Raw genomic sequence first — 13,779 nt, forward strand, 5'->3', positions numbered from 1 at the left:
TTTCTCCGGGGCTTCGCAGCTCAGTGCAAACGTTGACGGGTGGTGTGCGGCGACAGGAGGCTGAGATCGCGTCGACGCTCGGTTTCGCGGCGGTGGCTGCGGCTGAGTTCTGTCATCATGTCGAGGTAGCGGCGCGCGGCGCCTTCGACTTCGTAAGTCGCGGCGATGGTGCGCGCCCGTTTGGGATCGGTCTTGAACTGGCGGATGCGCACGAGCCCCTCCGCGAACGCGTTCTCGTCGTCGCGGCGTACCAGAAGGCCCGTGCGGCCCTGATCGAGGAGGCAGGGCATGCTCACGCAGCAGTCGGTGGCGAGCACCGGAAGGCCTGCCGCGAGCGCCTCGACGACGACCCCGGGCAAGCCCTCGTAGTCCGAGCTGAGTACGAATGCATCGGCTTCGGCCAGCAACGGGTCGATGCTCGCGAGATGGCCGGAGAAGTGCACCTGCTCGGCAATGCCGAGACTTCCGGCAAGCTGTTCCAGCGCACCGCGTTCAGGGCCGTCACCCGCGATCGTCAGCGTGTCGTGCGGACGCGCAGCCCGGGCGAAGGCGCGCAGCATGAGCGAAAAGTTCTTCTGTGGCACCAGACGTCCCGCCGCGAGATAATCGGTATTCCAGACCGAACCCGAGGTCCGTTCGATCTTGGCAAGGTGTTGCAGCCGCTTGCGGGTAATGACGGGATTGGCGATCACCGGTACCTGGTCGCCCGATACGCGCGTGGCCTCGCAGATCTCGCGCTGCATCGGTTCCGAGAGGCTGACGAGCCGATCGAACACTTTGCCCTGGACGCGCAGCCAGCTGGCATAGCCGCGCCGCATGATCGGGGACATGTCAGGACGGTTCAGGGCATTACTGACCTTGAGCACCATCGGCGGGGCATGTTCACCGAGCAGGACCTTCATGGCCGCGGCGACCACCGCATACGTGTTTCCGGGACAGAAGAGCACGTCGCTGCGGTGCGTGAGCAGGTAGGTGAACAGGCAATGCACCATCCACGGCGTTTCCCAGGATGCGGTGGGAAACCGCGTGGGAATGCGCCAGTAGTCGAGAGGCGGAGCCGTGCACAGGTTGGGACTGCCCGATCGTCCGAGCACGACCGTTACGTCGTGTCCGGCCCGTTGCCATTCCACCGCAAGACCAAGCGCAACGCGTTCTACTCCGCCCGGATCGAGGCTGTGGATCGGAATTGTGATCCTGAGTGGTCCTTGCATATCCGATCAGACGCCGCCGCAACCTGCCATCCGCAGTTCGCGGAGGGTCTCCCCAAAAAGAAGTTGTGGTGGCCTCTATGGCCGGACGATTTCGAGTTTGTGACGCTTGCACGTCCCGTCATCGGGTCGACGTGGTTCCGTCTCCAAAACGCCATAGTGGCGTTAAGTCATTGAATATCGGCGTAGGCCGAGGGGCGGTGCGTTCTGGCAAAGCGCTTCAGCGTCGAATCGATGCTGGCGAGGAGTGCATCCTTTGTGACATCGCCGGGGTGGACGGCGATTCGGACGGTGGCCGTGAGCGGCAAGGCCTGCCGTGCCAGCGCCGCGAAAGCCAGCGAAGATGCCGTGCGCATGCGTGATCGGCTCGCCCAGGTGATGACCGGCCCCTTCGCCAGTACGGCATCCGATTGTGCATTCCAGACGCGCCAGTGGTCTTCGGCCAGCGCAAAGCCGGCCTCCCGCAAGGCTGTTCGCGCACCGTCGCCGTAAAGCCAGGCGGGCGCGATGAAGCCTGCGGTCTCCCGTCCGATCACGTCTTCGATCAACGCCTTGCCGTCGCGCATGCGCCGGAGCGCGGTGGCGTGATCCAGGCCGAGAAATTCGCCTTCGCCGGCGGTCATGTGCTGCGCCTTGAAGCGCGCCGCCCCGCTGTGTTCAGCGGCATCGCGGTGGAACCATCCGTGGACGAACATTTCGATGCCGGCATTGGACCATGCACGCAGTTTCGACTGGAACGGCCGGTCCGCGCTCAACGGATGGTTTCCCCAGTGGTCAGGCACCACCAGCATGGCGAAACGCGGCCCGCCGAGCCGCCGCGACAGCAGGGCATGGAGCTGTTCGACCTGCCGTTCGGAGCCGGGCCCGACATCGTGGATCGAGGCAAGAAGGCGTTTTTCGTCGCGAGACTGGGACATGGTTCGGCTGTAGTTTCAATCCATGACGACGCCGCGACAAGGCCGTGTCATCAGTTGCCCATCACCGCTTCCATCGCCTCGCTCGCTTCGAGCCAGACCATTTCGGCTTCTTCCAGTTCGGCCGCGACACGAGTGTGCCGCTTGCCGAGTTCACCGATAGCGAGCCCCTTGAGTTCGCCTGCCGCCGAGGCCGGATCGACCAGCGCCGCATCGAGCGCTTCAAGCTGTCGCTGCAGCCTGGACATCCGTGTTTCCGCCTCGGTGACCTTGCGGCGCAGCGCCTTGAGTTCGTTGTGGGAGATCGTGCTGGCCTTGCGGGCGGGTTTGTCCTCGGCCGTGGCTGGCTTCGCTTCGCTCTTGGGCTGGTTTCGGCCGAGCACGAAGTCGATGTAGTCTTCCATCGATCCGTCGTAGTTCCTCGCCGTGCCCTGATCGACGAGCACGAGCCGGTCGGCCGCCAGTTCCACCATGTGCCGGTCGTGACTGATCAGGATAACCGCGCCCTCGAATGCGTTGAGCGCCTGCACCAGCGCTTCGCGGGCGTCGACGTCGAGGTGGTTGGTCGGCTCGTCGAGGATGAGCAGGTGCGGCGCGTCGCGTGTCACGAGGGCGAGGGCGAGCCGAGCACGTTCGCCGCCCGAGAGCGTCCGGGTCTCGGCGGTGGCCCGGTCTCCCGAGAAGCCGAAGCGGCCGAGCTGGCCGCGCACCGCCAGCGGCGGCTTGTCCGCCATCGCGCGGGTCATCAGTTCCAGCGGCGTCGAATCCGCGGGCAGTTCCTCTACCTGATATTGCGTGAAATAGCCGATGCGGATCTTGGGCGAGTAACTGAGCGAGCCTTCCATCGGTTCGAGCTGACGGGCCAGCAGGCGCGCCAGCGTGGTCTTGCCGTTGCCGTTGCGGCCGAGCAGTGCCAGACGGTCCTCGGGATCGATGCGCAGGTTGAGCCGGCGCAGCACCGGCTCGCCGGGCGCGTAGCCCACGGCGGCAAGGTCCATCGTGACCAGCGGCGGGCGCAGTTCGTCGGGGCTCGGGAAGTCGAAGCTCATGGACGGATCATCGACCATCGTCGCGATCGGCTGCATCTTTGCGAGCATCTTGGCGCGCGACTGTGCCTGCTTGGCCGTCGAGGCGCGGGCCGAATTGCGCGCCACGTAGTCCGCAAGCTTCTTGCGCTGCGCTTCCTGATTGGCGCGTGCTGCGGCAGCCTGTGCGGCGCGTTCGGCCCGCAGACGCTCGAAACTGTCGTAGGTCCCGGGATAGAGCGTCAGCCTGCCGTGCTGCAGGTGCAGGATGTGGTCGACCACGGTGTTGAGCAGGTCACGCTCGTGGCTGATGACGAGCAGTGTTCCCGGATAGCTCTGCAGGAAGCTTTCCAGCCATAGCGTCGCTTCCAGGTCGAGGTGGTTGGAAGGCTCGTCGAGCAGCAGCACGTCGGGGGCTGAAAACAGCAACGCCGCCAGTGCCACGCGCATTTTCCACCCGCCTGAAAAGCTGTCCAGCGGGCGCGCCTGCATGTCCTCGTCGAAGCCAAGGCCGACGAGAATGCGCGCGGCGCGGGCAGGGGCGGCATAGGCGTCGATGGCGAGCAGGCGTTCGTGCACGTCGCCCAGCCGGTCGGGGTCGGTGCAGGTTTCGGATTCGGCCAGCAGTTCCGTACGCTCGCTATCCGCTTCCAGAACGGCCTCGAACGGCGTACGCGTGCCGCTTGGCGCTTCCTGCGCGATATAGCCCAAGCGCGCCCGGCGCGGCATGGCGATCGCGCCGCCATCAGGCTCGAGTTCGCCGATGATCGTCTTGACCAGCGTCGACTTCCCAGCGCCGTTGCGTCCGATCAAACCGATCTTGCCGCACTGCGGCAGTGTGGCACTTGCGCCGTCTAGAATAGTGCGGCCACCGAGGCGCACGGTGATATCTCGGATCGTCAGCATCTTGGCGCGCCTAGCAGGACACGGGCAAAAGCAAAACCGTGATGCGCTTGACTTTGATCTGCTGCAATGCAGTGACATGATGGTGTAAGCAGATGCGCTAAGGTGTTGCTGAAGCCTGGCCAGGGAGTCCCGATGAAGAAATCCGTGATCGGTGCCGCCGCGCTGGCGCTGCTCGTTGCCGCAGTTCTGATCTGGTGGCTGTCGCAGAATGGCAAGGACGCCAATGCCATCGTCCTCCATGGCAATGTCGACGTGCGGCAGGTCTCGCTGGCGTTCGAAGGCAGTGGGCGCGTCGAGGCGCTCAAGGTCGAGGAAGGTGATCGTATCAAGGCCGGGGATCTGCTGGCCGTACTCGACACGCAGACGCTTGCCCTCGAAGCCGATCAGGCCGTGGCCCGGGTGGCAGCGGATCGGCAGACCGTGCTGCGAATGCAGAACGGCTCGCGTCCCGAGGAAATCCAGCAGGCTCGCGACAGCCTTGCCGCGGCCCAGGCCGACGCGGTGCGCGCGGCGGCGGATCTGACCCGCATGAAGAACGTCGCGGCTGCGACCGACGGACGTGGTGTAAGCGGCCAGGAAATCGACCGTGCGGCGAGCATTGCCAAGGCCTCGAAAGCACAGGCCCGGCAGGCGCAGGAGGCCCTGACCCTCGCCTTGAAGGGGCCACGCGCGGAAGACGTGGCGGCAGCGCAGGCCCAGCTCAAGGGTTCCGAAGCGGCCGTGGCGCTGATTCGCCATCGCATTGCCCAGGGTGAACTGCGCGCGCCCGAGGACGCCGTCGTGCGTTCGCGTTTGCTGGAAGTGGGCGACATGGCATCCCCGCAGCGGCCGGTCTACGAGCTGGCGCTGACAAGCCCCAAGTGGATTCGCGTCTATGTGAACGAGGCGGACCTGGGGCGAGTGAAGCCGGGCATGGATGCCCAGGTGATGACCGACAGTGCACCCGACAAGCCGGTGCCGGGCAAGGTCGGGTATATCTCCTCCGTTGCCGAATTCACGCCGAAGTCGGTCGAGACCGAGGACCTGCGCACCGCTCTCGTCTACGAAGTCAGGGTACTGGTGGACGACAAGACAGGGCTGCTGCGGCTCGGCCAGCCGGTCACGGTGACGCTGAAGCTTGGGGCCGCGCAGTGACCGACACGCCGCCAAGCGTTGTCATCGAAGGCTTGAGCAAGAAGTTCGACGGCCCCGATGGCAAACCGTTCGCGGCGATCGATGATATTACCCTTTCCATCCGGCCGGGCACGCTGACGGCTTTCGTGGGGCCCGACGGCGCGGGTAAGACCACGCTCATGCGCATGATGGCGGGACTGCTGCGGCCCGATACGGGTACCTTGCGCGTTCTGGACACGGACCTCAGGACCGATCCGCAATCGGTGCAGAACCGCATCAGCTACATGCCCCAGCGCTTCGGCCTATACGAGGACCTGTCGATCCAGGAAAACCTCGATCTCTATGCCGACCTGCACGGCGTGCCGCTCGACGTGCGGAAAGAGCGCTTTGCGCGCCTTCTGGCGATGACCGATCTTGCCGGCTTCACCACGAGACCCGCTGGCAAGCTGTCGGGCGGGATGAAGCAGAAGCTCGGGCTTGCCTGCACATTGGTGCGCGTTCCCGATCTTCTCCTGCTCGACGAGCCCAGCGTGGGCGTCGATCCGCTCTCGCGGCGGGACTTGTGGCAGATCATCGAGCAACTGATCGAGGAGGAGGGGCTCAGCGTCATCGTGAGCACCGCCTACATGGACGAGGCGGAACGCTGCGATCAGGTCTTCGTGCTCAACCGCGGGATGAAGCTGGCTGAAGGCACGCCGGCCGAACTCACGAAACGGGCGCAGGGGCTGACCTACGTGGTGACGCCTGACGCCGGGGTTCCCGCGCGCGATCTTCAGGCGCGGCTGATCGATGCGCCCGACCTTGTCGTCGATGCGGTCCCGAGCGGCGGACAGGTGCGTTTCATCCGCCGGCCCGACTGCGATGAAGCCGGCTTCGCGCAATTGCTGCACGATTGTGCCCCCGAGCCGCGCGAGGAAGAGCTTGAGGACGCCTTCATGCTGCTGCTCCGCCAGCACGACGAGGCGGTGCAGGGCAGTGCGATCACACCGCTGGCCGCCGGAACGGTGGCACCGCCATCGAACGGGAACGGTAACGGGCCGGTGATCCTGGTGCGCGATCTGGTGCGTCGGTTCGGTGATTTCACGGCTGTCGCGAATACCAGCTTCGATGTCCGGCGGGGCGAGATATTCGGGCTGCTGGGCCCCAATGGAGCGGGCAAGACCACGACGTTCCGCATGCTGTGCGGACTGCTGCCCGCGACCAGCGGCGAACTGCAGGTCGCCGGCGTCAACTTGCGCAAGGCGCGAGCGGCGGCCCGTGCACGCATCGGCTATGTTGCGCAAAAATTCTCGCTCTATTCGAACATCAGCGTCTACGAGAACCTGGACTTCTTCGGCGGTGCCTACGGTCTGCGCGGCAGCCGCAGGCGTGATCGTGTTCGCGAGATCATTCGCCAGTTCGATCTCGATCCCGATGCACAGAGCGGCAACCTGCCCTTGGGGTACAAGCAGCGTCTGGCCATGGCGGCGGGACTGCTGCACGAACCCGAAATCCTGTTTCTGGACGAGCCCACCAGCGGCATCGACCCGCTCGCTCGCCGCGCTTTCTGGCGGACCATCACGTCGCTTTCTCAGTCGGGGGTCACCATCGTGGTGACGACGCACTTCATGGAGGAAGCGGAATACTGCGATCGCATTGCGATCCAGGATGCCGGGCACCTGCTGGCGCTGGGCACGCCGCGCGAAGTGCGCGAGCGTTCGGGCCTCAGGGCCGGGCACATGAACGAGGCCTTCATCGCCATCGTTGAACAGGCCCGCGCGGCGGAGCGTGAGGGGCAGGAAGCCGCGTGACCCTTTCGCCGTTCCTGACGCGCCTGATCGCCCTGATCCGCAAGGAGAACCGCCAGATGCTGCGCGACCGCAGCAACCTGATGGTTGGTTTCTTCCTGCCGGTCGTGCTGATCCTGCTGTTCGGCTACGGCCTGTCGTTCGACGTCAAGAATGCGCCGATCGCGCTGGTTCTGGAGGACAATTCGTCCGTAGCGCGCGAGGTGGTCTCGGGGATCGAAGGTTCGCGATACCTCGTGCCGGTACGGACCGAATCCATGAAACAGGCCGAGGCCTTGCTTCGTGCGGGCCGGGTCGATGCAATCGTGCGGGTGCCTGTCGATTTCGCGCGAAGCCAGATGCGCGGTGAGGCGAAGGTCCAGCTCATTCTCAATGGCGTGGATTCGACGACTTCGACCACGCTTCAGGCCTATATCAATGGGGCGATCGGCACGGTTATGCTTCGCCGCCTCGACCGGGGAACAGATGGCGCTGCCGGCCCCGGTAGCGTCACGCTGGTGCAGCGCACGTGGTTCAACGAAGCAGGGATCAGCACCTGGTATCTGGTTCCCGGCCTCGTGGTCCTGATTATGACACTGGTCGGAGCCTTCCTTACCTCGATGCTGATCGCGCGCGAATGGGAACGCGGGACGCTGGAGGCGCTGTTCGTCACGCCGGTGCGCCCGCTCGAACTGATACTCGCGAAGCTGGCGCCCTATCTGGTGGTGGGGCTGATAGACCTCGCGGTGTGCGTCCTGACCGCCCGTATCCTGTTCCAGGTGCCGATCCGCGGCTCCTTGCTGGCGATTCTGGTGACGTCGATTGCCTATCTCGTCGTGTCGCTGCTGATGGGCCTGTTCATCTCCGGGGTCACGCGCAACCAGTTTGCGGCGAGCCAGATGGCCTTGCTGACCAGTTTCATGCCGGCACTGATGTTGTCGGGCTTCGTGTTCGATCTGCGCAACGTGCCGCTGGCCGTATGGGTTGCCAGCCAGATCGTGCCGGCCACGCATTTCATGGGCGTGATCAAGACGCTGTTCCTCGCCGGAACCAATTGGCCGATGGTGCTGCAAAGCTGCGCGATCATGTTCGGCTATTCGCTGGTGCTGCTCATGCTGACCTGGCGGACCATACGCAAGCGGTTGGACTAGGCCGATGGAAGCTATCATCGATACTCTGGCCAAGATCTTCTCGCTGTGCCGCAAGGAGGTCATTGCGCTGCTCAAGGACCCTGCGAACAGGGTGATCCTGATCGGCCCTGCCTTGGTCCAGTCGCTGCTTTTCGGTTATGCCGCGACGTTCGATCTCAAGCACGTGCCTTATGCCGTGTTCGACCAGAGCCACAGTGCCGCCTCGACCGAATTTCTCGCGCGGCTCGATGGCACGGGGATTTTCGAGAGAGAGGCGACTCTCACGACATCGCAGCAGATCGCGCCAGTCATCAGGGACGGGAGGGCCCTGATGGCGGTGAGTTTCCCGGCCGATTTCGCGTCGGACCTTTCCGCCGGTCGGGAAGCGAAAGTGCAGGTCATTTTCGATGGCCGCAATTCGACGACGGCGGGCGCAGCGGCGGGTTATGTCAACACCGTGATCGCGGCCTACAACAGGGAGCGCGGTGCGGCCGCACCGGTCGTGGTGGAACGCCGCGCCTGGTTCAATCCCAATCTCGATTCCCGCTGGCAGATCCTGCCGGCCATGATCGCGACGCTCAGCATGCTGCAGACGCTTCTGCTTGCGGCGCTTTCGGTCGCGAGGGAGCGGGAGCAGGGCACGTTCGACCAGTTGTTGGTCACGCCCCTGACGCCGCTGCAGATCCTTGTCGGCAAAGCAGTGCCGTCCGTGCTGGTCGGGCTGACGCAATCGACGATAATCCTGATGATTACGCGGTTCTGGTTCCATATCCCGATGGAAGGTTCGGTGTGGCTGCTCTATCTCGGGCTCCTGGGCTTCACCAGCGCATCGGTGGGGATCGGGATGTCGATTTCGGCGCTGGCGTTGAACATGCAGCAGGCGATGCTCTACACGTTCTTCATCATCCTGCCGCTGGCCTTGCTATCCGGGCTGATAACGCCGGTGCGCAACATGCCCGAGGTTCTTCAGATCGCGACTTATGCAAACCCGCTGCGCTTCGGTGTCGACCTCGTGCGCCGGATCTATCTCGAGGGCGCGGGGCTGGGCGACATCGCGCATGATTTCCTGCCGCTCCTCGTGGTGGCGAGCGTCACGATGCCGCTTGCCGCATGGCTGTTCCGCAATCGGCTGGCATGATGAGGGTGGCCCGATGAAAATGGATACCATGTCATGACGTCCGTGCGCACCATTGCGACCATTGCCTTCGGTTTCGCCCTTGTTCCTCTGACGGGGTGCACGGTCGGTCCCGACTTCGTCGCTCCGCAACCGGCGGCCCCCGACGACTGGACCAGCTGGCGCAGCGCGGATCCCTCGCTGGTGTCCGAGGCAGCGACCGACGGCGCGATGCCGCAGGACTGGTGGACGCTTTTCGGCGACCCCGTGCTCGACCGGCTCGAAAAGGACGCGCTCGCCGCCAGCCCCGACATCGAAACGGCCGCGCTGCATTATGCCCAGGCGCGCGTTCAGCTGGAGGGGGCGGGCGCTGCCGGCCTGCCGCAGGTCAATGTTTCGGCGGGCGTGGCCCGCAACCGACTGAGCGAATATGGCGCTTCTACCCGGTTGTTCGATGCTATCGGTTCCGATCGCGATGCGCTCGCCAAGTTCCTGGCCCAGCCCTACACGCTTTATCGCGGCGGTTTCGATGCGGGATGGGAACTGGATCTGTGGGGCAAGGTGCGCCGCACGATCGAGCAGGCCGGAGCAGGGGCAACACAGCAGCAGGCACTGCTCGACCTGACACGCCTCAGCGTTGCCAGCGAGGTCGCGCGCGCCTACTTCGACCTGCGCACGACGCAGCACCAGATCGCGATCTCGCAGGACGACATCGCCCTGCTGCAGGACCGTGTCAGGCTCGTGACCGCGCGCGTGGACGGCGGTCTGGACAATCATGTCGACCTCGAACGCGAAAGCGCCACGCTCAATGCCATGCGTGGCGCACTGCCCGCGCTCAAGGCCGGCGAGGCGCTCCAGATCAACCGGATCGCCGTGCTGCTCGGCAAGCACCCGGGTGAGCTGAATGACGAATTGCGCGCAGGCGGCGCTACGGTCCATTCCGGGTTGCCCGATCTGTCGCTTGGCATGCCTTCCCGTGTCGCGCTCGGCCGCCCCGACGTGCGCGCGTCTCTGGCGCAGTTGCACGCCGCGACGGCAGGGATCGGGATCGCCACTGCGGACCTCTATCCCAGTATTCGTCTGGGCGGCGGGTTCAATCTGGAATCCTACCAGCGCGACAACCTGTTCGACTGGGCCAGCCGGTCATGGTCGATCGGTCCCAGCCTCGACCTGCCGCTGTTCGACGGTGGGCGTCGCCGTACCGTCGTGAAGCTGCGCAAGCTGCAGGCCCGCGAGGCTGCCGTCGGGTACCAGCAGACCGTGCTCAAGGCATGGCAGGAAATCGACGACGCCCTGAGCGGCTACACCTCCGAACGGCAGCAGAACCAGCGGCTGACGGCGAGAGTGCAAAACACCGCCAGCGCGCTGGAACTCGTCGAGGCGCGCTATAAGGCAGGCGCGCTCAACTACCTTCCGGTCATCGACGCGAAACGTGCGCACCTGCAGGCCATGCGTGATCTGGCCGATAACGAGGGGCGTTTGCGGATGCGCTTTGTCGCGCTCAACAAGGCGATCGGAAACGCTCCGCAGGACGAAGAGGCGCGCTAGGCCGGGAGCAGGACTTCGGTCGTGCCGTTCAGGGTTATCAACACTATTCGTGCCATTGGCGCGCCGGACCGAGGGGTGTGCCCATGGTTTCGGGTGGAGCAGGGCGTTAGAAAATAGGCTTGCATCGCCGAATCACTTGTGATTCTATCGAGTTCATGAGGACCATGCGGCAAGAGCCCGGCATCGCTAAGGAACGACTCGTTCAGGGTATGGCGCTTGCTGTACTGCTGCTGATGGCGCTCTATGTCGTTGCTGGTCCCAGCGGTCTGATCGCATGGGGCGAAAACCAGCACCTGCTGGAACAGCGCCGGGCCAAGCTTGTCGAACTCCAGGGCGAGCGCAACCATCTCAGGAACCGCGTCGAATTGCTCGATCCGCGCAAGGCTGATCCGGATCTGGCGGGCGAGTTGCTGCGCAGCAACCTCAATGTCGCGCGGTCTGATGAAATGGTGATGCTGCTGCCCTGAGGTAGGCGCGTCGGCGTTGCGGGGGCATAATATTTTTTGTGTGCGGTGCGTAATTTTCCTGCACGCAGCTTTCTCTTTCCTCGTGCGTTGCTATATCGCGCTTGAAACGATCGCACCAACGATGGGGAGCACCCGTTGCCCAAAGCCCAAAGTGACGCAAAGAGCGGCGCAAACGCTGCCGCTACTCCTGCAGAGGACGAAGATTTCGCCCTGCGCAGCCTCCAGCAGGCCCATGCGGCGGATCGCCGCTACAAGGCCAGCAAGGAGGAGCTTCTGCATTTCTACGAGCAGATGCTGCTTATCCGACGCTTTGAGGAAAAGGCGGGCCAGCTTTACGGCCTGGGGCTGATCGGCGGTTTTTGTCACCTCTACATCGGGCAGGAAGCCGTCGCGGTGGGTTTGCAGTCGGCGCTGAAGGGCGGTGTCGATTCCGTCATCACCGGCTATCGCGACCACGGCCACATGCTGGCTTACGGCATCGATCCCAAGGTCATCATGGCCGAGCTGACCGGCCGCCATTCGGGTATCTCGAAGGGCAAGGGCGGCTCGATGCACATGTTCAGCGTCGACCACAAGTTCTACGGCGGCCACGGCATCGTCGGAGCACAGGTTCCGCTCGGCGCGGGGCTGGCTTTCGCGCACAAGTACAACGAGGACGGCGGCGTGACGCTTGCCTACTTCGGTGACGGCGCGGCTAACCAGGGTCAGGTCTACGAAGCCTTCAACATGGCCGCGCTGTGGAAGCTGCCGATCGTGTTCGTGGTGGAGAACAACCAGTACGCGATGGGCACGGCCGTGACGCGCGGTTCGGCGGAAACGCATTTCTATCGTCGCGGTACCGCGTTCCGCATTCCCGGCATGCAGGTCGACGGCATGGACGTGCTCGAAGTGCACAAGGCCGGGCAGATCGCCATCGACCATGTGCGCGCCGGCAACGGTCCCGTGCTCATGGAACTCAGCACCTATCGTTATCGCGGCCACTCGATGTCGGACCCGGCCAAGTACCGCAGCCGCGAGGAAGTGCAGGGCGTGCGCGAGAAGCGCGATCCGATTGAACATGCGAAGACGGAACTGATGGAAATGGGCGTGAGCGAGGCGAGCCTCAAGGACGTGGACAAGCGCGTGCGCGCGCAGGTCGCCGAAGCGGCGGACTTCGCTGAAAGCTCGCCCGAGCCCGAAATGGCCGAGCTCTATACCGACGTACTGGTGGAGCGTTACTGATGGCGATCGAACTCAAGATGCCCGCGCTCTCGCCGACGATGGAAGAGGGCAAGCTTGCCAAGTGGCTGGTTAAGGAAGGCGACGAGGTTTCCTCCGGCGACATCCTGGCCGAGATCGAGACCGACAAGGCGACGATGGAATTCGAAGCCGTCGATGAAGGCACTGTCGGCAAGATCGTCGTGCCCGAAGGCACCGAAGGTGTGAAGGTCGGCACGGTCATTGCCGTTCTGGCCGGCGAGGGCGAGGATGCTTCCAGCGTCGCCGCTCCCGCGCCGAAGGCCGAGGCGGCTCCGGCTCCTGCCTCCGCTGCAAAGCCTGCTGCCAGGGCGGAAGCGCCTGCTCCGGCGCTGGCCCGCAAGGATCCCGAAATTCCCCACGGCACCAACATGAAGACCTCGACCGTGCGCGAGGCCTTGCGCGATGCCATGGCCGAGGAAATGCGCCGCGATGAACGCGTCTTCGTGATGGGCGAGGAAGTGGCTCAGTACCAGGGCGCCTATAAGGTCACGCAAGGCCTGCTCGAGGAGTTCGGCGACAAGCGCGTGATCGACACGCCGATCACCGAATACGGCTTTGCCGGCATTGGTACCGGCGCCGCCATGGGCGGCCTGCGCCCGATCGTCGAGTTCATGACGTTCAACTTCGCCATGCAGGCGATCGACCACATCATCAACTCGGCGGCCAAGACCAACTACATGTCGGGCGGCCAGATGCGCTGTCCGGTCGTGTTCCGCGGCCCCAACGGCGCGGCCTCGCGCGTAGGCGCGCAGCACTCGCAAAACTACGGTCCGTGGTACGCCCATGTGCCGGGGCTGGTGGTGATCGCGCCTTACGACGCGTCGGATGCCAAGGGCCTGCTCAAGGCGGCGATCCGCTGCGAGGACCCGGTGGTCTTCCTCGAGAACGAGCTGGTCTATGGCCGTAGCTTCGAACTACCCGAGCTGGATGACCATATCCTGCCGATCGGCAAGGCGCGCGTGATGCGCGAGGGCAAGGACGTGACCATCGTGTCCTACTCGATCGGCGTCGGCATTGCGCTCGAAGCGGCGGAGACGCTGGCGGGCGAGGGCATCGATGCCGAAGTGCTGGACCTGCGCACGCTGCGTCCGCTCGACAAGCAGGCGGTGCTCGAAAGCCTGGCCAAGACCAACCGCCTCGTTGTCGCGGAAGAGGGCTTTCCGATCTGCTCGATCGCGTCGGAAATCTCCGCGATCTGCATGGAGGAGGGGTTCGACAACCTCGACGCCCCGGTCGTGCGCGTATGCAACGAGGACGTTCCGCTGCCTTATGCCGCCAATCTCGAAAAGGCTGCACTGATCGATGCGGCGCGCGTGATCGAAGCGGTCAAGAAGGTCTGCTACCGCTGA

General features: G+C 64.5%; 11 protein-coding genes. 8 read left to right on the plus strand and 3 right to left on the minus strand.

All coding sequences use genetic code 11. The annotated features are described in order from the left end of the window. Nucleotides 1-20: 20 nt before the first annotated feature. From NZK81_RS08350 to NZK81_RS08360, 3 genes are all read right to left on the minus strand, one after another. A complete protein-coding gene (locus NZK81_RS08350) occupies nucleotides 21-1,211 on the minus strand; it encodes a glycosyltransferase (protein WP_260045655.1) in 1,191 nt (396 codons plus the stop codon). 167 nt (nucleotides 1,212-1,378) lie between these two features. Beyond that, nucleotides 1,379-2,125: a polysaccharide deacetylase family protein gene (locus NZK81_RS08355; RefSeq protein WP_260045656.1), complete on the minus strand. Its 747-nt coding sequence runs from the start codon at nucleotides 2,123-2,125 to the stop codon at nucleotides 1,379-1,381. 50 nt (nucleotides 2,126-2,175) lie between these two features. Beyond that, nucleotides 2,176-4,053, minus strand: coding sequence for an ABC-F family ATP-binding cassette domain-containing protein (locus NZK81_RS08360; protein WP_260045657.1), 1,878 nt, complete (start codon nucleotides 4,051-4,053; stop codon nucleotides 2,176-2,178). A gap of 132 nt (nucleotides 4,054-4,185) precedes the next feature. Between NZK81_RS08360 and NZK81_RS08365 the strand changes: the two genes are divergently transcribed. The 8 genes from NZK81_RS08365 to NZK81_RS08400 all read left to right on the plus strand — a co-directional run bounded on the left by NZK81_RS08365 (nucleotide 4,186) and on the right by NZK81_RS08400 (nucleotide 13,779). Then, entirely contained in the window at nucleotides 4,186-5,187 is a 1,002-nt protein-coding gene (locus NZK81_RS08365; protein WP_260045658.1) for an HlyD family secretion protein, read from the plus strand. Next, nucleotides 5,184-6,956: an ATP-binding cassette domain-containing protein gene (locus NZK81_RS08370; RefSeq protein ID WP_260045659.1), complete on the plus strand. Its 1,773-nt coding sequence runs from the start codon at nucleotides 5,184-5,186 to the stop codon at nucleotides 6,954-6,956. The genes NZK81_RS08365 and NZK81_RS08370 overlap by 4 nt, the downstream gene beginning before the upstream one ends. After that, nucleotides 6,953-8,083 carry an ABC transporter permease gene (locus NZK81_RS08375; protein WP_260045660.1) on the plus strand — a complete coding sequence of 377 codons (1,131 nt, stop codon included), beginning with the start codon at nucleotides 6,953-6,955 and terminating at the stop codon, nucleotides 8,081-8,083. The genes NZK81_RS08370 and NZK81_RS08375 overlap by 4 nt, the downstream gene beginning before the upstream one ends. Nucleotides 8,084-8,087: 4 nt before the next feature. Further along, a complete protein-coding gene (locus NZK81_RS08380) occupies nucleotides 8,088-9,200 on the plus strand; it encodes an ABC transporter permease (RefSeq protein ID WP_260045661.1) in 1,113 nt (370 codons plus the stop codon). Nucleotides 9,201-9,233: 33 nt separating this feature from the next. Further along, a complete protein-coding gene (locus NZK81_RS08385) occupies nucleotides 9,234-10,724 on the plus strand; it encodes an efflux transporter outer membrane subunit (protein ID WP_260045662.1) in 1,491 nt (496 codons plus the stop codon). 209 nt (nucleotides 10,725-10,933) lie between these two features. Then, the gene (locus NZK81_RS08390; RefSeq protein ID WP_311202076.1) at nucleotides 10,934-11,191 is read left to right on the plus strand and encodes an FtsB family cell division protein; all 258 of its coding nucleotides are present in this window, start codon (nucleotides 10,934-10,936) and stop codon (nucleotides 11,189-11,191) included. Nucleotides 11,192-11,326: 135 nt separating this feature from the next. Beyond that, on the plus strand, nucleotides 11,327-12,412 hold the full coding sequence (gene pdhA / locus NZK81_RS08395) for a pyruvate dehydrogenase (acetyl-transferring) E1 component subunit alpha (protein WP_260045664.1): 1,086 nt from the start codon (nucleotides 11,327-11,329) through the stop codon (nucleotides 12,410-12,412). Further along, nucleotides 12,412-13,779, plus strand: coding sequence for a pyruvate dehydrogenase complex E1 component subunit beta (locus NZK81_RS08400; protein ID WP_260045665.1), 1,368 nt, complete (start codon nucleotides 12,412-12,414; stop codon nucleotides 13,777-13,779). Before pdhA ends, NZK81_RS08400 begins: the two co-directional genes overlap by 1 nt.

Origin of the sequence: Novosphingobium mangrovisedimenti (assembly GCF_025153475.1) — a bacterium.
Classification (GTDB): domain Bacteria; phylum Pseudomonadota; class Alphaproteobacteria; order Sphingomonadales; family Sphingomonadaceae; genus Novosphingobium; species Novosphingobium mangrovi_A.

Coding starts and splice junctions, on each gene's coding strand:
- NZK81_RS08390 (WP_311202076.1), top strand. CDS start 10,934: ATGGCGCTTGCTGTACTGCTGCTGATGGCGCTCTATGTCGTTGCTGGT.
- NZK81_RS08365 (WP_260045658.1), top strand. CDS start 4,186: ATGAAGAAATCCGTGATCGGTGCCGCCGCGCTGGCGCTGCTCGTTGCC.
- NZK81_RS08385 (WP_260045662.1), top strand. CDS start 9,234: ATGACGTCCGTGCGCACCATTGCGACCATTGCCTTCGGTTTCGCCCTT.
- NZK81_RS08380 (WP_260045661.1), top strand. CDS start 8,088: ATGGAAGCTATCATCGATACTCTGGCCAAGATCTTCTCGCTGTGCCGC.
- NZK81_RS08350 (WP_260045655.1), bottom strand. CDS start 1,211: ATGCAAGGACCACTCAGGATCACAATTCCGATCCACAGCCTCGATCCG.
- NZK81_RS08400 (WP_260045665.1), top strand. CDS start 12,412: ATGGCGATCGAACTCAAGATGCCCGCGCTCTCGCCGACGATGGAAGAG.
- NZK81_RS08355 (WP_260045656.1), bottom strand. CDS start 2,125: ATGTCCCAGTCTCGCGACGAAAAACGCCTTCTTGCCTCGATCCACGAT.
- NZK81_RS08360 (WP_260045657.1), bottom strand. CDS start 4,053: ATGCTGACGATCCGAGATATCACCGTGCGCCTCGGTGGCCGCACTATT.